17 protein-coding genes are annotated in these 18,417 nt (G+C 44.4%); 8 read left to right on the top strand and 9 right to left on the bottom strand.

Going from position 1 to position 18,417, the window contains the following annotated elements:
• Positions 1-5 precede the first annotated feature (5 nt).
• Together OCV56_RS14310 and cysC are read left to right on the top strand one after the other, a co-directional pair.
• Complete coding sequence (locus OCV56_RS14310) at positions 6-1,730, top strand: SLC13 family permease (RefSeq protein ID WP_086714264.1); 1,725 nt, start codon at positions 6-8, stop codon at positions 1,728-1,730.
• 24 nt (positions 1,731-1,754) lie between these two features.
• The gene (cysC, locus tag OCV56_RS14305; RefSeq protein ID WP_086714265.1) at positions 1,755-2,375 is read left to right on the top strand and encodes an adenylyl-sulfate kinase; all 621 of its coding nucleotides are present in this window, start codon (positions 1,755-1,757) and stop codon (positions 2,373-2,375) included.
• Between the two features lie 148 nt (positions 2,376-2,523).
• On the opposite strand, the gene OCV56_RS14300 is transcribed toward cysC, so the two are convergent.
• The 7 genes from OCV56_RS14300 to OCV56_RS14270 all read right to left on the bottom strand — a co-directional run bounded on the left by OCV56_RS14300 (position 2,524) and on the right by OCV56_RS14270 (position 8,143).
• Positions 2,524-3,432 (bottom strand): TIGR03899 family protein, encoded by a 909-nt coding sequence (locus tag OCV56_RS14300; protein ID WP_086714266.1) that lies wholly within the window; start codon positions 3,430-3,432, stop codon positions 2,524-2,526.
• Positions 3,433-3,783: 351 nt separating this feature from the next.
• Positions 3,784-4,299, bottom strand: coding sequence for a DUF3299 domain-containing protein (locus OCV56_RS14295; protein ID WP_086714267.1), 516 nt, complete (start codon positions 4,297-4,299; stop codon positions 3,784-3,786).
• Between the two features lie 14 nt (positions 4,300-4,313).
• Positions 4,314-5,573 (bottom strand): ABC transporter permease, encoded by a 1,260-nt coding sequence (locus OCV56_RS14290; protein ID WP_086714268.1) that lies wholly within the window; start codon positions 5,571-5,573, stop codon positions 4,314-4,316.
• A complete protein-coding gene (locus OCV56_RS14285; protein WP_086714269.1) occupies positions 5,570-6,286 on the bottom strand; it encodes an ABC transporter ATP-binding protein in 717 nt (238 codons plus the stop codon). Before OCV56_RS14285 ends, OCV56_RS14290 begins: the two co-directional genes overlap by 4 nt.
• Before the next feature lie 140 nt (positions 6,287-6,426).
• The gene (zrgA, locus tag OCV56_RS14280) at positions 6,427-7,170 is read right to left on the bottom strand and encodes a zinc uptake protein ZrgA (RefSeq protein WP_086714270.1); all 744 of its coding nucleotides are present in this window, start codon (positions 7,168-7,170) and stop codon (positions 6,427-6,429) included.
• Between the two features lie 40 nt (positions 7,171-7,210).
• Positions 7,211-7,501 carry a DUF2607 family protein gene (locus OCV56_RS14275; RefSeq protein ID WP_086714271.1) on the bottom strand — a complete coding sequence of 97 codons (291 nt, stop codon included), beginning with the start codon at positions 7,499-7,501 and terminating at the stop codon, positions 7,211-7,213.
• 90 nt (positions 7,502-7,591) lie between these two features.
• Entirely contained in the window at positions 7,592-8,143 is a 552-nt protein-coding gene (locus OCV56_RS14270; RefSeq protein ID WP_086714272.1) for a YtfJ family protein, read from the bottom strand.
• A gap of 252 nt (positions 8,144-8,395) precedes the next feature.
• On the opposite strand from OCV56_RS14270, the gene OCV56_RS14265 reads away from it, so the two are divergent.
• The gene (locus OCV56_RS14265) at positions 8,396-8,596 is read left to right on the top strand and encodes a DUF1107 family protein (RefSeq protein WP_019821424.1); all 201 of its coding nucleotides are present in this window, start codon (positions 8,396-8,398) and stop codon (positions 8,594-8,596) included.
• A 132-nt stretch (positions 8,597-8,728) separates the two neighbouring features.
• Positions 8,729-9,933, top strand: a protein-coding gene (locus tag OCV56_RS14260) for an IS3 family transposase (RefSeq protein ID WP_102514112.1) whose coding sequence is annotated in 2 segments (ribosomal slippage) — positions 8,729-9,116 and positions 9,116-9,933 — 1,206 coding nt in all. Because the reading frame shifts where the segments join, the coding sequence is not laid out codon by codon here.
• 68 nt (positions 9,934-10,001) lie between these two features.
• Here the strand turns inward: OCV56_RS14260 and msrA are convergent.
• Positions 10,002-10,631, bottom strand: a complete 630-nt coding sequence (msrA, locus tag OCV56_RS14255; RefSeq protein WP_086715582.1) for a peptide-methionine (S)-S-oxide reductase MsrA — start codon at positions 10,629-10,631, stop codon at positions 10,002-10,004.
• Positions 10,632-10,808: 177 nt separating this feature from the next.
• On the opposite strand from msrA, the gene tamA reads away from it, so the two are divergent.
• From tamA to OCV56_RS14235, 4 genes are all read left to right on the top strand, one after another.
• A complete protein-coding gene (gene tamA, locus OCV56_RS14250) occupies positions 10,809-12,521 on the top strand; it encodes an autotransporter assembly complex protein TamA (protein WP_086715580.1) in 1,713 nt (570 codons plus the stop codon).
• Positions 12,518-16,276, top strand: a complete 3,759-nt coding sequence (gene tamB / locus OCV56_RS14245; RefSeq protein ID WP_086715578.1) for an autotransporter assembly complex protein TamB — start codon at positions 12,518-12,520, stop codon at positions 16,274-16,276. Before tamA ends, tamB begins: the two co-directional genes overlap by 4 nt.
• 73 nt (positions 16,277-16,349) lie before the next feature.
• Positions 16,350-16,706 (top strand): gamma-glutamylcyclotransferase family protein, encoded by a 357-nt coding sequence (locus OCV56_RS14240; protein WP_086715576.1) that lies wholly within the window; start codon positions 16,350-16,352, stop codon positions 16,704-16,706.
• 81 nt (positions 16,707-16,787) lie between these two features.
• The gene (locus tag OCV56_RS14235) at positions 16,788-17,144 is read left to right on the top strand and encodes a DUF2799 domain-containing protein (protein WP_086715574.1); all 357 of its coding nucleotides are present in this window, start codon (positions 16,788-16,790) and stop codon (positions 17,142-17,144) included.
• 92 nt (positions 17,145-17,236) lie between these two features.
• Here OCV56_RS14235 and fbp read toward each other — a convergent pair whose 3' ends face one another.
• Positions 17,237-18,247, bottom strand: a complete 1,011-nt coding sequence (gene fbp / locus OCV56_RS14230; protein ID WP_086715572.1) for a class 1 fructose-bisphosphatase — start codon at positions 18,245-18,247, stop codon at positions 17,237-17,239.
• Positions 18,248-18,417 lie beyond the last annotated feature (170 nt).

Genomic DNA, 18,417 nt, shown 5'->3' with positions numbered 1-18,417 from the left:
GGTATATGTGGCAACAAGGGTTTGTATTAGCGATTTTGCTCGGCATCATTACTTGCCTGCTCGTTACCCGTATTAAGCCAAGCTTTATCTTTGCTGGCGCGGCGTTTATTGCTTTTATGGCTGGCATGATCGATTTGTCGAGCCTAGCCAATAACTTCACTAACTCCTCGTTACTGACGTTAATTCTTTTGATCCTCGCATCGAGTGCGTTGGAGAAAACTCGCTTAATCAGCTGGGTTAGCCGTAATATCTCAGAAGGTAGGCTAGGTACTGTGGTTGCGAAGTTGGGTATTTCCACAGCGTTACTTTCTTCTTTTACTAATAACACGGCGGTGGTTGTTTCTTTGATCGGGGCGATCAAACGTAATCAACAACATGCGCCATCTAAACTGCTTATCCCTTTGTCTTATGCTGCTATTTTAGGTGGAACACTGACATTGATCGGCACCTCGACCAACTTGATCATCAATAGCTTTGTTGAAGATGCGGGTTTGCCGAGCTTAAATTTTTTCACGCCCACCTTGATCGGTTTAGCAGTCTTGGTCGGTGGTGTGTTGATCCTTATCCCCTTGAGCTACTTCTTGCCAAGCTACGATGATGGATCGCAGGACGATCTGCCTTACTTCTTAGAAGCCAGAGTTGAGCCTGGTTCGCCGTTAGTTGGCCGCAGTGTCAGTGAGAACAACCTAAGAGCTTTGAGAAAATTGTTCTTAGCGGAAGTCATTCGCGACGGTAAAACCACCGCGTCTATTGACCCAGACTTCATACTTCAAGCGCGTGACCGACTGCTGTTTTGTGGTGATGTTGAGAGCGTTGCAACACTACAAGAAATCCAAGGACTTACCTTGTTTGGCCAACACCACCTTAATGGTCAAAGTTTTGTTGAAGTCGTGGTGAGCTCGTCGGCAAGCTTTTGTAATAAAACCCTTAAAACCAGCCAGTTTAGAGATCGCTTCGATGCGGTTGTGGTCGCTATTCGTCGTGGCCATGAGCGACTTGAAGGTGGTCTTGGAAACATTACACTAACCGCTGGTGATACCTTGATTTTGGTTCCTGGTAAACGTTTTGAAGAGCAGCGCCAGCAACACAACAAAGAGTTTGTGTTGATGAATGATTTGGATTCGAGTGCCAAGCTTGATGCTGATAAGTCGACGTTCGTATTGCTCGGTTTTGCTAGCGTGATTGGTCTAGCGTTAGCCGATGCAGTGCCTATTATCAAAGGCTTGGCAGGTTTCTTACTGTTGCTGGTGGCATTTGGTGTGGTGCAACTTGGTGAACTTCGCCGCCGTTTCCCAGTTGATATTGTGGTGATTGTTGGCTCGGCACTGTCTATCGCTCAACTGATGATTTCGTCAGGGCTGTCTGAACAAATGGGGTTGATGTTCATCGAAGCTTTTAATGGCTGGGGCGTGTTTGGCGCGTTAGTCGCGACCTATTTCATGACGCTGGTTCTTACCGAGCTTGTTACCAATAATGCGGCAGCAGCACTCTCATTTCCGATTGGTTACAGTATGGCCGTGGGCTATGGCGTTGATCCAATGCCGTTCATCATGGCGGTATTGTTTGGTGCCAGTGCCAGCTTTATTTCGCCATACGGTTACCAAACCAATTTACTTGTTTATAGCGTAGGTAATTACCATCTCACGGATTATCTACGTATCGGTATCCCAATCTCGATTGTCTATTCGGGTTTGGTATTGACCCTAATTCCTTACTTTTTCCCATTTTAATGCTGTTTATTTAAAGGACTATTTATGACCGCAGTACTCAAACACAAAGATGAGAATGTTGTGTGGCATCAACACTCGATTGATAAAGGATTCCGCGCGGATCTGAAATCACAAAAGCCTGCTGTGCTTTGGTTCACTGGGCTGTCTGGTTCTGGTAAGTCGACAGTGGCTGGTGCATTAGAGAATCGTTTGGCGCAACTTGGTTACCATACCTATTTGCTGGATGGTGACAATGTGCGTCATGGATTATGTAGTGACCTTGGCTTCTCTGAACAAGACCGTAGAGAGAACATCCGTCGTATTGGTGAGCTCGCTAAGTTGATGGCAGATGCTGGCTTAATTGTGCTGTCTGCTTTTATTTCGCCACATCAAGCAGAGAGACAACTCGTCAGAGATTTATTACCTGAAGGTGAGTTTCTTGAGGTGTTTGTGAATACGCCATTAGAGGTTTGCGAACAGCGTGACCCTAAAGGTTTGTATAAGAAAGCACGTGCTGGGGAGATTCCTAATTTCACCGGAATTAGCTCGACTTACGAAGCGCCAGAGAATCCTGAGATTGCTCTACCAGCAGGAGAGAAGACGATCGATGAATTGGTCGAGCTGTGCATTGATGCGTTAGAGAAGCGTAACATTTTAGCTAATTGAGACCGCTGGTATGACTAAGGCTGCGCATGTCCGCTAAAAGCAGTGCAGCCTTACTCTACCGAGACAAGAAACCTATCCTCTAGATTCTCTTCATTTTTCTCAATTATTTTCAGTTTTTACACCGTCCATTCTTTACACCGTCGAGAGTCTAGACGGTGTAGTTCACACTGCTTTTCACTTCTGTTTGCACCGTGAATTTCTGGCTCAATAGCGCAATCAATTGGTCGTAATACTGCATGTTAGGTTTGTTGCCAAGCAGAGTACACAGCTCGTTGCCTGTTGGACTGAATCGGTAATAAACTAGCTTAACCCCTTTGGATATAGGTGCCAGTGACATGCTCTTACCTTGATAGGTTAGGTGCAATGCTGGGTCGAAATCAATCTCACCAGACTCTAACTCTGTGCCCAGAATAATGCCGAGCTCAATTAAATGAAGCAGGCTAGAGTAGGGAAGGTTATGCCCACCAAGGTTGATGGTGTTGGTGGTGTCTCTTTTACCAAAGCTGAACAGCCCAGCATGAGACTTAAAGCCAAGTAATAGCTTTCTGCTGTTATCACTACCAAAACTACAGCCCAATGAAGCTGCTCTTTGTAAAGTTAGTGCTTCCTTTGGCGTCATATCTTTCAAGATTTGCAGTGCCTTCATCGAAGTCGAGCCTGGATTGGTGACTTCTCTTTTCAACACTTGAGCCCATAGTCTTTGCATCGATGTATTGTGGATCTCTTGCGCCATGTCGAAAAAGCGGTACAGCCAGTCTTGATCAGGGTCGCCAGCCGCTTCATCTTTACATGAAGAGTGTGCCAGTTTCAGGATCTGTTCTAAGTTCTTTTGGCGTAACTCCTTGCGTTTCTTCTCTCGCAATAACGCTCTTTCAATCAGTGTGCTAGCGGCCTTATCGCTCGCTTTTTCGCTATGACTGATTAAGGAATCTAAACCGAAGCTTTGGGCAATGTGCAGCATTCGACTGGCACTGTCGGCAATATGAGGCTTTTTCTCATGCTTATGCTGTGTGTCGCTAGCATGCTCAATGATCACTGGCTGTTTGGTTTCTGACATAAGAGTACCCTAAGGAAACGACTTAACTGTCTAAAATGTAACTCTTTATCTTATTGGTGGCTAGATTTTGCGTGCAGAGTTGAAGGTTTCAACAAAATTTTACTTTTGCTAATGATAATAAAATGTTAAATTTGTTGTAATTCTCAAGGAGGAGTTATGAATCAAGTCAATGATAACAAGCTGAAGAAACAGCTTAGTATAGGGTTATTACTCGCGACTTATGTTGCTGTACTAGCGTACCTGTCTAATTACATCGCGTAATTCAGAATAAAATTATCGTTATTAAACTGTTATTGAGTGAGCTCCCTCGTTCAGTGACGGCAGCTCATCCTTGAGCCACCCTTCTAATGACTACATGTCGTCATATTCTTCAATCGCTGTACCTTCAATAAGATAACCCGTTTGCGCTAAGTCATGGCTTATCGACTCAGTTTTCAGTGTGCCGACCAAATAGATCACATCCCATAGCTGCTGTATTGGTGCACCTTTAGGGAACTTCACGTAGATGATTTGGTTCGGTGGCGGCGGTGGCACGTGGATACATGCGCCAAAGTATGGCACCAACAGAAACTCAGTGATCATGTTCTCATCGCCTTCCAATGGAATCACAAAGCCTGGAATCTTCACCGTGCTGCCATTCAGCTCCGGACGAACTGCGCCAAGTGTCGATTGTTGAGGTTTGTCCATACTGTCGTGATTAACCATCGGCATGCCAAATGAGTCTAGTTGTGCTCGCTCCGATTCTGGAATTAAGTCAATCCAATCGAGTGTTAATACCGATTCGTCAGTTTGAGTGGCGTCAGCGTGAGCTGTGCTGATAAATGGGAACATAAGTAAGCCAAGTATCAGTAGGAATTTGCGTTGCATCGTAGGTTCCTATTTTAGATTCGAATAGTCATGCCATCAGACAGTGACTGACGGTAAGCCCTGAAAGCGGGAATAAAGCCGATAATGATTCCGGCCACTTGTACCAACATAATTAGTTTCCACTCATGAGGTGTGATTGCGGATATCGATATGTTGATACCATAACTTTGTTGCACAATAGGAGCAACCACTGCGATCAGGGCAAACAAGACTGCAACCCCCAGCGTGATACCGAGGAAGGTCAGTGCACTAGCTTCACTAATCAGCAAACCAAATACATGGCGAGGCCTTGCTCCCATCGCGCGCAGAATGGCCATCTCTCGACGCCTTTCTTGTAAGCTGGTGAGAAGGCTGCTGAGCATCCCCAGTAAACCAGCAACAACAACAAACCCTGAAACAATCAGCAGTGCTTGTTCTGCTACGGCCATCATTCCCCACAGTTCGTGAAGCGCAATGCCCGGCATGATGGCGCTCAAAGGTTCTTGGCGGTAGTTATTGATTTCTCGTTGCAGTGCAAAGGTTTGGATCTTCGACTTGAGCCCCACCATCATTGCGGTAATTTGTTTAGGTTGGAAATCACGTTGCTTTAGTGCTTCAGCATCAGGTGTGTGGCCTAAGTTAGCACCCGATTCCCAGCCAACGTGAATCGCTTCAATTGCTTCTAGTGAAACATGCACGGTTTTATCTACCGGCGTTCCCGTTGGCGCGAGTATTCCCACGATCGTGAAGGGCAGGTTGTCGTGGCGACTGAAGGCTACATCACTGATACCGTGTGCAAGAATGATGTGGTCACCGATTTTGTAATCTAACTTCTTCGCGACATCGGCACCAATCACTACATCAAATAGCTCATTAAACTCTTTACCTTGCTGGAAAGTAAGTGGTTGCTTACTTCCATAGCGGTAGTTTTCAAAGTAGCTATGGTTAGTACCCATCACACGGAAGCCTTTATGAGAATCACCCAATGAAATAGGGATCGCCCACTTTACGGCTTTGTGCTGGCTAAATTCTTGATAGCTTTTCCAGTCGATATTGTTGGTCGCATTACCGATTCTAAATACAGAGTAGAGCAGAAGGTTTACCTGACCTGAGCGGCCACCAACGATAAGGTCAGTGCCTGAAATGGTATTGGCAAAGCTGCTCTTGGCTTCGGTTCTAACACGTTCTACGCCGAGTAATAGAATAACTGACACTGCCACAGTCAGAATGGTGAGGATAGCCGTGGCCTTACGATTGAGAACGCTTTTTAGGGCTAAGTGAGTAATTACTTTCATACGACAACCTTAGCTTGGTTAACGGTTTTTAGATCTATGGTTCGAGTGAACAGTTTTTCTAATGTTGGATCATGACTGACAAATATCAGAGTCGAGCCTGCTTGATTGGCTTGTTCTAGTAATAGCTCGATAAAAGCTTCTCGATTGTCATGATCGAGTGCTGAGGTAGGTTCATCTGCAATGATGATTTTAGGTTGCCCCATTAGAGCACGGGCTGCGGCAACACGCTGTTGCTGGCCAATACTGAGTTCAGTAACTGGCTTATCCATTAAAGCTTGGGGTAGCTTTAATCGGAGCAGTAGTTCTTGGGCTGTTTCTTGCAAACTGTTTTTACTATCAGTGACTTGCTGCTTACGTGTTTTTGAAAATTGGCAAGGAAGCGTGACGTTATCGATCACTGATAAATAAGGAAGAAGGTTAAATTGTTGGAAAATATAACCAATATGATCGGCTCTGAACGTGTCTCTTTGGCGAGGTGTTAGCTGAGTCAAATCTTGACCTAGAATAGAGACTTCGCCTTGCTCTGCTTGGTTGATACCGGTCAGCAGCCCTAACAATGTTGATTTTCCGCAACCACTAGGCCCCTTGATGAAAAGGTGCTCTTGGGCTTGGATATGCAGAGAAGGGATCTCTAGAGTTGGGGGTAATTCTGGTTTCCAACGAAAGCTGATATTTTCGAGTTTGACCACAAGTGATGAACTGTCAAAAGACATGCTAGCTCCAATAATTAAAGCGGTGTATCTACTGGACTGCTGTTAGCGACATAAATTCCCAGAACACACCGATTTGAACAGCCAAGTAAGCAGGCACTTACTTGGCTGTTTATTTTACGTTTAATTCGATCTATGGGTGGTTAGAATCGAAAACTAATACGCTCTGCATTAAGTACTTCTTGTACTTGAGCGGTATCTGTTAGTAGGTTCACCGTCATTTTTTCAGTGTTGCTGAACTTCGAGAACCACTGAGTGCTAACTGTGTCTAGCTCAGCTACATCTGAACATTGGTAGCGGTACTCAACAGTGAACTCACCGTGGCCACCTCCAGAGTGGTCATGACCTTCATGATCGTGGTCGTCATGATCATGTTCAGCGTGGTCATGGTCTTTATGATCGTCATGATCATGTTCTGCATGGTCATGGCCTTTGTGGCCGTCATGATCATGTTCTGCATGGTCATGGCCTTTATGGTCGTCATGATCGTGTTCAGCGTGGTCGTGGCCTTCGTGGTCATGATGATCGTGTTCAGCGTGGTTATGGCCTTCATGCTCATCATGATCGTCTTCTAACGTGTTCGACACTGATTTAAATTTCAGCGTACAGTTCGCGTTGTTAAAGCTAAATAGCTCGTCTGGCTTGTTCAGCTGCGCGATAGCTTGTTCAAATACTTTCTTTTGCTCGGCAGTTTCTGGAGCATGCTCAAAGCCAACCACATCGGCACCAGGCGCAGTTACTTCAACAAGCAGCTCTTGTCCATCTTGAGCGATGTTCACTTCAACTTTACCGTGCACGTGTGCTTCGTGAGAGCGGAATTCTTCGTTAGCTAGAACATTCGTTGAGACAGTCATGCCGATAACAACGGCTAAAATAGTAGGTTTCATGTTTTTTCCTGAATAAAGGTTAATTAAAAAGTAGTGGTAATTAAGCGATATTGACAGGAGGTGAACGGGCTAAATAAGCGAAATACAGGCGCTGTAACGAAATTACAGACTCTGTAATCGTGACAGTAAATTCTGAATGGAACTCTGGAACTTGTGGCAGTGAGTGCGCAGTAATGAACTGATTTATCGAAAACAGCTCACAATGATGCGAAGTGTGGTGATCGGGGGCAATATCCACCATATGTGTTGCAGCTAATACGCTTAACATGAGCATCAGCCCCAGCAAGAAGCCTGATTTGCATTTCACATTGTTAGGTGTGTTTTGCCACATGAGGATGATTAACCACAGAATTAAAAAAGGATACTGTTACAATATAACAATATCCTTTGATTAGATCTCTAAAAAGACGCGAATATCTGATTAAAGGCTGGCTTTAATCAACTCAATGACTTGAGTGACTTCTGACTCGTTTAATGCACCTTCTTTAACAAACAAGATTTTACCTTGCTTGTCTTGAACGATAATCGCTGAGCTTTCTTCTTTCAGGGCCCATGATGACGCAACCGCACCATCTTCATCTAGGACCATAGAAGACCATGGAAATTCTTCTTTGCTGCTTTCTGCTGACGATTTAACAAAAGAGCCTGTGCCCCAAATCGCATCATCTTGGTTGATGATGGTCGTGGTTTGGTAGCTGTCTTCTGAAAATTTCGATGCTGTAATTGCTGCCATCAGTGGCGCGTTTAGCTCTTTAGAGCTGCTGCGGCCTGCGATAGCTTGAACGACGCGAACTTTACCTAGGAGATTGCTGGTTGCCCAAGCTTGGTATCCGGTATTACCGTCGTTTAGAACGATTTCACCATAGTTGCTAACATCAACGGCAGGAAGAGTTGAACCTACAGATAAGTTATGAGCATTGGCGAAGAGTGGAGAGGCTGCGGCTAATAAAGCCAGTAGAGTTTTGTTTTTCATTATATTTTTGTTCCGCTTGTTGGTTTGCATTGGAAGTATAATATGAAATTTGAAAAATGCCTCTTTAACTTTTTTATCGTACGATGTAGAAATAAGTTGCAGGCTTGTTACCAAAAGGTATAATGCAACAATATCAAGATAAACAACAGATTATCTTGCTGTTTGCTAAAGGAATTAGCGATTAAATGTGCTTCGAACTCGCCAGTGTTCAGGTACGTGGCTGTAGTACTCAAATGGAATTGAGGTTGTAATATGTTAAGAAAATTTTCTACTTACCGCCCACATCAGGTGGCGCGTTTCGTTAAAGTCCTATTCAAAGGCCAGTTTGCTATTGAGGGTGTTGGAGAGTTTCGCTTCGACCAAGGCAAAGTACTGCTTCCTGAAGTTTCAGATAAACAAAAACTCACCATTTTCAAAGAAGTGAACGGTACAATTGCAGCGCTTCCGGTGTAATTGATTTTTGTAAATCGCTCTCACCTTGATCGATTAAACGCAAAAAAGGGCTTCCTAACGAAAGCCCTTTTTTAGTTTTTGTACCGTCCTAAATATGGTTGACACATTTCCAACATGAAATTGGAGAGTGTCATGAAAACAACAAGTAGACGTACTCAACGAGATTATTCTCTTGCCTTTAAATTGGCAGTCGTAAGCCAAGTTGAAAAAGGCGAAATGACTTATAAGCAAGCTCAAGAACGTTATGGGATCCAAGGTCGCTCTACCGTTTTAGTTTGGCTTCGCAAACATGGTCAACTAGATTGGTCTAAAGGAATAGAACAATCGAGAGCGTTAGGAGCGACTATGTCAAACTCTTCCTCAACTCAAACCCCAGAGCAACGAATCAAAGAACTCGAGCAGCAATTAGAAGAAACTCAGCTCAAAGCTGAGTTCTTTGAAGCGGTTGTAAAAGTCATGGATCGAGATTTCGGAGTCCGAATCTCAAAGAAGCGCAAGGCCGAGTTATTAAGGAAAAAACGGTCAGAAAGTTGACCGTTACTAAAGCTTGTCACTTCATAGGTATTACAAGACAAGCTTTCTACAAACGCTGTGTTGCCGAAATTCATCAGACAAAGAAAGATGAATCTGTACTCGGTTTTGTGAAGGAGCAAAGGATGATGCACCCTCGTATAGGGACTCGTAAGATCAAGTATTTACTTGCTCAGAACGATATTGAAATCGGGCGAGACCGCTTATTCTCTCTGCTGAGAATGAATCGATTATTAGTACAGAATCGAAGGGCTTACCATCGAACCACAAACAGTAATCATCGCTTTTACTGCCATCCAAATCGAATCAAAGAAGGCTTAATACCGGAAGGACCAGAGCAATTATGGGTTGCCGATATTACTTATCTAGCAACGCGGCGTGGTAGTACGTATCTCAGTTTAGTGACGGACGCTTACTCAAGAAAAATCGTGGGCTATCACATAAGTGATGATATGAAAGCTCGCACGGTCAAGCAGGCCTTTTTAAACGCGTTGAAAGAGCGGAAGAATACAGGTGAGCTTGTCCATCACTCAGATCGAGGTGTTCAGTACTGCTCTGTTGAATACCAAGAGTTGCATCGACAGTATGGTGTATCTTGCTCAATGACTGATGGCTATGACTGTTATCAGAATGCGTTGGCAGAGAGGATCAACGGAATACTGAAGATGGAGTATCTGTTGAATAAACCTAATGATTTAGATGAAGCAAAGAAAATGGTCGCTGAATCAGTAAAAATCTATAATGAATATAGGCCTCACACGGCTCTAAAATACAAAACGCCCGATGAAATACATCGAGCGTTTTAGTCAATCAAGTGTCAACCCATATCAGGACGGGTCATTTGATTGCTCTGAATTCCGTTTCTCTTTATGCGTTATTGCGGGGGGAAACACACACCTGTTCCGCCCAAGCCGCAGTACCCATTAGGGTTCTTAGCTAAGTACTGTTGGTGATAGGTTTCCGCGAAAAAATATTTCCCAGCAGGTAGAACTTCTGTCGTAATCTCATTGCCTAAAGAGGCAGTAATCGCTCTTTGGTAATTTTGTCGAGATTGTTCAGCAACGGCCTGCTGTTCTTCACTGAAGGTATAGAGAGCAGAGCGATATTGTGTGCCTAAATCATTACCTTGGCGCATGCCCTGAGTCGGGTCATGGCGCTCCCAGAAGGTCTCAAGTATTTGTGCTAAAGAGGTTTGCTCACTATCAAAAATGACACGAACGACTTCTGTATGGCCAGTTTGTCCGGTACACACTTGTTCATAGGTTGGATTCACTGTGTAACCGCCAGCGTAGCCCACTGATGTAGAAACCACACCGTCTAATTGCCAAAACAGACGTTCAGCTCCCCAGAAACATCCCATGCCTAACAACACTTCTTGTTGGGAGCCCACAGGGGCAGCTAGCAAGTCGGTTTGATTCACGTAATGACGCTCAGTGATTTGAATTGGAGCAGTATTTCCCGGCAATGCGGTGGCTGCGGAAACCAGTTGTTGTTTGTTTAGCATGTTATATCCCTTTTCGCATACGTTGACCGCGTTGGTTTGTATTAACGGTGGTTAATATTGATTAAGTCTTTAAATTAGACCGTGTTATTCCAGGATTTATTACAGACTCAATGGCTTTTTAGCGGTATTATTTCTTTTCACTTATTAACGTATTGATAACTTCTTCACCAATTAAACATGATAAGAAAAACTTTACCAGTTCTGATTGGCACTCTACTGTCATCGACGCTCGCTTTCGCTGACGTTTCCCTTGAGGTTAAAGGGCTAGATGGAGCGCTTGAAGACAACGTTGATGCTTATCTGAGTGCTATTCCTGAAGAAGAGTATGCGGTTTCGCTGCGGTTCCAGTCTCGCTTGGAATCTATGATCAAAGAAGCGCTCAATGCGTTAGGTTACTACCAACCTCGCATTACATTTTCTCACTCTGAAGACGACACTGAACTCACCGTTACGGTTGAGCCGGGAGAGCCTGTTGTCATTTATGCGTCAGATATCGTACTGACTGGTGAAGCCGAAGATGATCCAGACTTTCTGGCATTGATTGCTAAGAGTAACCTGTCTAAAGGCTCAGTCCTGAATCATGGTAATTATGACTCTTTGAAGTCATCGATCCGCAACCTTGGATTAGCGAAAGGCTATTTTGATGGTTCGTATGAGGTCAGCAAACTCGAAGTTGCCCCCGAATTAAACCGCGCTTATGTCCGACTTCATTATAACAGTGGTATCCGTTATCACTTTGGTACAACCGCAGTGACGGGCAGTCAAATTGAAGATGACAAAGTTCAATCTCTCAAGCCATTTGAAGATGGCGAACCTTACTCAATTACCAAAGTCGGAGAGTACAACCAAAACTTGTCTAATACAGATTGGTTTTCCTCGGTATTTGTTGAGCCTGATTTAAGCCAGTTGGGTGAAGGTCGAGAAATCCCGATGAAGGTCAACCTTGCTCCGCAAGCGCGTAACCAAATCGAAACGGGTATCGGTGTATCAACAGACCTTGGTGTGAAAGGCACGCTCAAATGGAAGAAACCTTGGGTTAACGAACTTGGTCATAGTTTTAATAGTAGTTTGTCGATATCCAAACCTGAACAGACGATTACCGCGACTTATAAAATTCCATTAGATGATGTGCTTAATGATTATTACCAAGTTAAGTACGGGATGAAGAACCTAGATAATCGTGATACCAAGAGTTTGGAGTCAAACTTAGCGTTAGAGAGATATTGGCGTCTTGACAACGGCTGGCAACGTACTGTCTTCATTCGATACTTGGTTGAAAACTATGAGCAAGGTTTGCAGGATGATTTAGCGCAATTCGTGTTGCCGGGTATCTCGTTCTCACGAACTCGAACGCGTGGTGGTGCGATGCCTATGTGGGGTGATAAACAAACCATCATGGTTGAGGCGGCTGATGATACCTTACTCTCTGAAACCAAAGTAGTACGCTTCCAAGGACAAACCGCTTGGATTAGAAGTATCGGTAACAACCACCGTGGTCTAACTCGACTTCAATTTGGTGGAAACTTTGCCGATGAGTTTGAGAAACTGTCTCCCTCCCTAAGGTTCTTCGCCGGTGGTGACAACAGCATTCGAGGCTATGGCTATGAATCGATCTCTCCGCGCGATGAAAGTGGCGCACTAACCGGTGCCAAATTCATCGCAACCAGCTCGTTTGAATATCAATACCGCTTAGTTGGGAATTGGTGGGGGGCAGCCTTTTACGATATTGGTGATGCATTTAATGATACCCCCGAATGGAAACGTGGTACTGGTGTCGGGGTTCGTTGGGCGTCGCCTGTCGGTCCTGTGAGTTTAGATTTTGCTTGGGGTCTAGATGCGAAGAAAGGTGATGAGTTCCAATTGCACTTTAGTTTAGGACCAGAGTTATGATCAAAGTGATGGGTAAGTGCATAAAATGGACGTCGATTTCATTGACGTCCATTTTGCTGTTGTTAATAACCCTGTTAGGTTTTGTATTGTTCACCAACCCAGGGTTGAACACCGTGCTGTGGGGAGCGGAAAAAGCACTGCCACAACTTAAAGTGGAAAGTACTAAAGGTGCTCTTTTCCCAAGTTTTACGCTTAATAATGTTCAATTTAAGGATGATAGCCTCCATATCGATACCAAGGTGGAAAAGCTGGTATTGGCTATTAATCCTCGTTGTTTGCTCGATCCTAAGCTGTGTGTTGATCGCATTGCAATTCAAGGGCTAGATTTTACTTTTACGGAGCTTCCTCCTACCTCTACAGAAGAGACTGAGCCAACGCCACCTCTTAAGTCGGTAAAAACGCCACTCCCAATCACCATCAATCGCATCGCTTTATCAGATATTAAGTTGAACATCTTGGGTAATGAGATTGAATGGAGTTTGTTCTCTACGGCTTTGAGTATGCAGGGCGAAAAGCTGACAGTATCGCCAACCTTGTTCAATGATCTAAAAGTTAAACTTGCTGAACCAACTGAAGAGCCAAAACCAGAAGCCGTTGAGCCTGAACCTGCCGTTAAAACCGCGATAGAGCTGCCTGAGGTTTGGATTCCATTACAGGTTGTACTAGAACGCTTTGATCTCAATCGTTTCACCTTAGAGCAAGAGACGCCAATCGTTGTTAATCACCTTGGGCTTGAAGCGAGAGCTGGAAAAAACACTGTTGATGTATCCACTCTTGAACTCGACATGCCACAGGCGAGCGCGAACCTTTCTACTAAGGTAGAGCTGAAAGATGGCTACCCATTAGAGCTTTCATTGGACGCTAAGGTGAAGGAAACCGACCTTGCTGGACAGAAGTTATCACTAAAAGCACAAGGCAGTGTGGCTAAGCTACAGCTCGACTCGCAGTTTTCTGACTTGATAGAAGCCAAGCTCTCTGGAGAACTGCAACCTTTAGAGCCGACGTTGCCATTTGACTTACTGCTAGAAGATGGGCAAGCGCAATGGCCTCTAACTGGTAAAAGCGATTACCAAGCCGAAATTGAACGCTTTAAAGCCGACGGTTCATTAGATGGCTTTAATGTTCAGCTTAAAGGAGAGGCGGACGGTAAGGAAATTCCTGCCCTAGCCATCGACTTACAGGGTAACGGTACCACTGAACAAATAGAGCTTGAGCAACTGAAATTGAACACCTTGGGCGGTGAGCTCAATGGTACGGTAAAAGCTAATTGGGCGAAGCTTGTTAATTGGCAAGCAGATGTATCCCTAAAAGATATTCAACCTGGACTACAGTGGCCTGAAGCGGAAGGTAACATCAGCGGTAGCTTAGTAACCTCGGGTGAATTGACGGAGGCTGGTGGCTGGGCGATTGAGCTACCTAAGCTTGATATCGAGGGGATCTTACGTGATTACCCATTGGATATTGAAGGCCAGTTGTCGGCGTCCGATCGAAGCGCAAGTGGTGAGCCTAAGCTGAAAACCAGTGGCTTGAGCTTGGCTCACGGTGTGAACTCGATTAAGGCTTTGGGTGAGCTTGATAAGCAATGGAACATGGGTGTTGAGATCGACTTCCCTGAGCTTGTGAAAAGTGTTCCAGACTTGCAAGGACAAGTGATTGGTAACATCCAACTTAGTGGCCCAACTCAAGAGCCCAAGGTCGACCTAACGCTGAATGTTAATAAGGTAGATTGGAATAACGAAGCAACACTAGAATCCTTATCTCTTAACGGCTCTGTGGTTCCATTGCCATTACCTGAAGCGCAAGCCGACCTTGTGTTAAAAGCCAAGAACTTGAGCTATCAAGAACAAAACGTAGAAAGTATCGACTTGACGGTAAATGGCGGTGAGAAAAAGCATACTGTGACGTTAGATGTCATATCCGACATTGTATCGACCAGTTTGGCAATCTCTGGTGAGTTGATTCAAAAGCCTTCTATTATTTGGGATGGCTCGTTAGACCGAGTCAAAATTACGACTCAACAAGGCCCTTGGGTGCTTGATCAACCTGTCTCTATTAAGGCTGATGTCGACAAGCAGTTTGCTGATGTCCAAGCGCACTGTTGGAAACAATCGGGTTCGAGTGTGTGTTTGGACGAAGACATCCGTGCGGGAAAATCGGGTGAGGCCAAGATTGCAATTAATCAGTTCGACTTCGATCAGATTAAAGCCTTTGTGCCTAAAGAGACTGAACTAAAAGGCTTAGTGAATGTTAAAGCTCACGCAAAGTGGTCGGAACAAGGTCAGCCAGAAGTCACAGTAAGCCTTGATATGCCGAAAGGTCAGGTTGTTCAACAAGTTGGTGAGCCAATCATACTGGGTTGGGAAAGCGTTGCATTGAATGCTCAGTTGAAAGACAACCAACTGAACGCCGATTTTAAACTGGATGTGTCTGATAATGGTGACTTGTCTGGCACAGTGTCGCTGCCTGATATTCTTGCCGAAGACAAAATAGTCGATGCTGCAATTCAACTGACCACGTTCCACCTCGATTTCTTGCAACCGATCCTAGGTGAGTACAGTCTATTGAAAGCCGACCTTGAGAGTGATTTAAAAGTTAAGGGCTTTTTAATGCACCCTCAAGTCTTCGGCCAATTCTCTGTTGATGGTATTCAAGTCAAAGGCGATGTTACGCCTGTGGATATTAAAGATGGTCGTATTGACCTCGATTTTGACGGCTATAGCGCGAAGTTAGATGCCAATGTTGAAACACCGGATGGTCACCTTGATATCGAGGGCTCCGGGGACTGGCAGGATCTTCAAGCATGGCACTCTAATGTCAGAGTATTTGCCGATGAATTGATGGTTGATATCCCACCTATGGTCAAGGTTAAGGTTGTTCCTGACATGACCATTGATACCACGCCAGAGCTTGCGAAAATCACCGGTGACATAGCATTACCTTGGGGACGAATTGTTGTCGAAGACTTGCCGCCGTCAGCGGTTGGTGTTTCTTCTGATCAAGTTATCTTGAATAAAGATCTAGAGCCAGAAAACGAGGATGCGATCCCATTCAATGTGATGACTAACATTAACATCTCCATTGGGGATGACTTTAAGCTGTCTGCGTTCGGTCTTGAGGGGGATTTAGTCGGTAAGCTCAACGTGGCTCAAAAAGACCAAGGTCCATTTATTACCGGTGAAGTGAATATCGTCGATGGTACTTACCAATCATTCGGGCAAGACCTCTTGATCGAAGAGGGTAAGATTTTAATGAATGGACCACCGGATCAGCCATACGTAGCCATCAATGCGATACGTAACCCAGACAATACTCAAGATGATGTGACTGCAGGTATTCGAGTGACAGGCCCAGCGACAGAACCGACGATCGAGATTTATTCTGACCCTGCGATGCCACAAGCGAATGCGCTGTCTTATATTTTGCGTGGTCAAGATATTGATGGTGAGTCGAGTGGTTCGATGACAACCACCTTAATTGGTTTGAGTTTGGCGAAGAGTGGTAAGGTTGTTGGCGAAATTGGTGAAGCATTTGGTGTACAGGACTTGCAACTGGATACCGCAGGATCTGGCGATGACTCTCAAGTAACGGTAAGTGGTTATATCCTTCCAGGATTACAGGTGAAGTATGGTGTGGGTATCTTCAACTCGCTTGGTGAGTTCACAGTTCGTTATCGATTGATGCAGGACCTTTACGTCGAAGCCGTGTCTGGTTTAGACAGTGCCGTAGATCTTCTCTATCAATTTGAGTTTGAGTAACGCAATTTGAATTCAAATCGATCTGGTTTCATCCATTGGCTGGAATGCAAATAGAAAGGCTCATGGAGGGCTTATGCCACATCTTGTTTTTGTCTATGGAACCTTGAGGAAAGGCCAGTCCAACCACCATTATTTAAAGGGCTGCGATTTTGTTGGGCGGTTTGATACACCTAAGGATTACACTCTTTTTGACTTAGGTACCTATCCGGCGATGATTTTTGGAAAGAAAAGTGTCGTTGGCGAGGTCTATATCATTAACGACGAAGTTTTGGAGTCACTCGATCGGCTAGAAGATGTGCCTGTCGAGTATCGTCGCGAGCAAATAGAGACTATATTTGGATTAGCATGGGTATATTTGTATCAGCTTGATCTAACAGCTAATAAAGAAATACTTTCGGGTGACTGGTGTAAGCGGAACACCCCGCTATAGTGAATGAACTACTGAAAGCATTCTGACGTAATAGCTAGAAGTCTTAATATATAGGCTAGTCTTTTCCATCAGGAGGAAATTATGAAATATCTATTATTGGTGCTATCAGTAATGTTATTTGGTTGTGCGCAAACTCCGCCACCAACATCTATGAACACAACCGATTGGCAGAGTTTTGGTGAAGAAATGGCACTGAAAGGGAAAACAAAGCAGACGGAAGCAAGTCTTGCTGAAGCCGCCTCGTCACCGTCGATTGATGCCGATTTGTATGCCGCTTATGACCAAGGCTATGAAGTGGGTAAAACTCAGTATTGCTCCCAAAATCCAAGAGCATTAGGGCGTCGCGGTGAGACCTATCTGGGCATTTGCGATGATGTCGATAAATGGTTCCGCTTCAATTATGAAAGAGGCGCAGAATCGAAATTTGATATTCGATAATCCAGTGGTTGGTTAACTCGGTGAACAACAAAAAGCCAGCATTTCGATGCTGGCTTTTTTAATGAGATTAAGTTGAGAAATAAACGAGTGGCTTAGTCTGGGTTAAGCTCAAGAAACTCTTCTACTTTACGTACCATTTTTGTTGAACCAACAAAGAAAGGTACACGTTGGTGTAGCTCAGTTGGTTTGATATCCATGATGCGTTGTGCTCCGTCTGATGCGATACCGCCTGCTTGTTCCATAAGGAAAGCTATCGGGTTGCACTCATATAATAGACGTAGTTTACCTTGAGGGTGGCTTTCTGTGCTTGGGTACAGATAGATGCCGCCTTTAAGTAGGTTTCGGTGGAAATCAGATACTAGAGAACCTATGTAACGGGAAGTGTAAGGACGATTATCACTTGGTTCGCTTTCTTGACAGTATTTAATGTACTTCTTAACACCTGTAGGGAAGCGTATGTAGTTACCTTCGTTGATTGAGTAAATCTTACCTTCATCAGGGATCATCATGTTTTCGTGAGATAGACAGAAGGTACCCAGAGATGGATCGTAGGTGAAGCCATTTACACCAGCGCCAGTTGTGTACACAAGCATGGTTGAAGAGCCATAAATCACGTACCCCGCGGCTACTTGCTTATGTCCAGGCTGTAGGAAATCTTCTTGTGTTGGCGGAGTACCAATCGGTGACACTCGGCGGTAGATAGAGAAAATTGTACCAACCGAAACATTCACATCAATGTTTGAAGAACCATCAAGTGGATCCATCAGTACAACGTATTTTGCGTTTTTGTTGAGCTCTTTATTGAAGGCAACGGCTTCGTCTTCTTCTTCACTCGCGACACCACAAACTTGATCTCGAGCTTCAAGTGCGGCTTTAAATTTGTCGTTAGCATACAGGTCTAGCTTTTGTTGCTCTTCACCTTGAACGTTGTCTGTACCAACAGCGCCAGTAATATCGACAAGACCTGCCTTGTTAATTTCGCGGTTAACAATTTTTGCAGCAAGACGAATTGATGACAAAAGGGATGATAGATCACCGCTTGCATGGGGGAAGTCATTTTGTTTTGCAACAATGAACTCACCAAGGGTGCGCATCTCAGACATGTTATTTCCTTAAACTTCTCTGAATATTAGGGGGGGGGATTTGAGCACTATAGAATTTGCCTCTTATACGGGCTTTATTCATCTAGACGCTTACCTAAATTCTAAAGGTTAGATCTTTTTAATGGTAATGAACTAAGCGACACAGATCTCACTTACTATGTCGACTAAAT

Origin of the sequence: Vibrio gigantis (assembly GCF_024347515.1) — a bacterium.
In the GTDB taxonomy this organism is placed as follows: Bacteria; Pseudomonadota; Gammaproteobacteria; order Enterobacterales; family Vibrionaceae; genus Vibrio; species Vibrio gigantis.
The sequence above is the reverse complement of the archived record's forward strand: the minus strand, read 5'-3'. Positions and strand labels throughout refer to the sequence as shown.

Bases quoted from the DNA above. Each gene is read 5' to 3' on its own strand.
- OCV56_RS14265 (WP_019821424.1), top strand. From the start codon at position 8,396: ATGTTAAGAAAATTTTCTACTTACCGCCCACATCAGGTGGCGCGTTTC.
- OCV56_RS14310 (WP_086714264.1), top strand. From the start codon at position 6: ATGTGGCAACAAGGGTTTGTATTAGCGATTTTGCTCGGCATCATTACT.
- tamB (WP_086715578.1), top strand. From the start codon at position 12,518: ATGATCAAAGTGATGGGTAAGTGCATAAAATGGACGTCGATTTCATTG.
- zrgA (WP_086714270.1), bottom strand. From the start codon at position 7,170: ATGAAACCTACTATTTTAGCCGTTGTTATCGGCATGACTGTCTCAACG.
- OCV56_RS14270 (WP_086714272.1), bottom strand. From the start codon at position 8,143: ATGAAAAACAAAACTCTACTGGCTTTATTAGCCGCAGCCTCTCCACTC.
- fbp (WP_086715572.1), bottom strand. From the start codon at position 18,247: ATGTCTGAGATGCGCACCCTTGGTGAGTTCATTGTTGCAAAACAAAAT.
- OCV56_RS14240 (WP_086715576.1), top strand. From the start codon at position 16,350: ATGCCACATCTTGTTTTTGTCTATGGAACCTTGAGGAAAGGCCAGTCC.
- OCV56_RS14295 (WP_086714267.1), bottom strand. From the start codon at position 4,299: ATGCAACGCAAATTCCTACTGATACTTGGCTTACTTATGTTCCCATTT.
- OCV56_RS14275 (WP_086714271.1), bottom strand. From the start codon at position 7,501: ATGTGGCAAAACACACCTAACAATGTGAAATGCAAATCAGGCTTCTTG.
- OCV56_RS14290 (WP_086714268.1), bottom strand. From the start codon at position 5,573: ATGAAAGTAATTACTCACTTAGCCCTAAAAAGCGTTCTCAATCGTAAG.
- tamA (WP_086715580.1), top strand. From the start codon at position 10,809: ATGATAAGAAAAACTTTACCAGTTCTGATTGGCACTCTACTGTCATCG.
- OCV56_RS14235 (WP_086715574.1), top strand. From the start codon at position 16,788: ATGAAATATCTATTATTGGTGCTATCAGTAATGTTATTTGGTTGTGCG.
- cysC (WP_086714265.1), top strand. From the start codon at position 1,755: ATGACCGCAGTACTCAAACACAAAGATGAGAATGTTGTGTGGCATCAA.
- msrA (WP_086715582.1), bottom strand. From the start codon at position 10,631: ATGCTAAACAAACAACAACTGGTTTCCGCAGCCACCGCATTGCCGGGA.
- OCV56_RS14300 (WP_086714266.1), bottom strand. From the start codon at position 3,432: ATGTCAGAAACCAAACAGCCAGTGATCATTGAGCATGCTAGCGACACA.
- OCV56_RS14285 (WP_086714269.1), bottom strand. From the start codon at position 6,286: ATGTCTTTTGACAGTTCATCACTTGTGGTCAAACTCGAAAATATCAGC.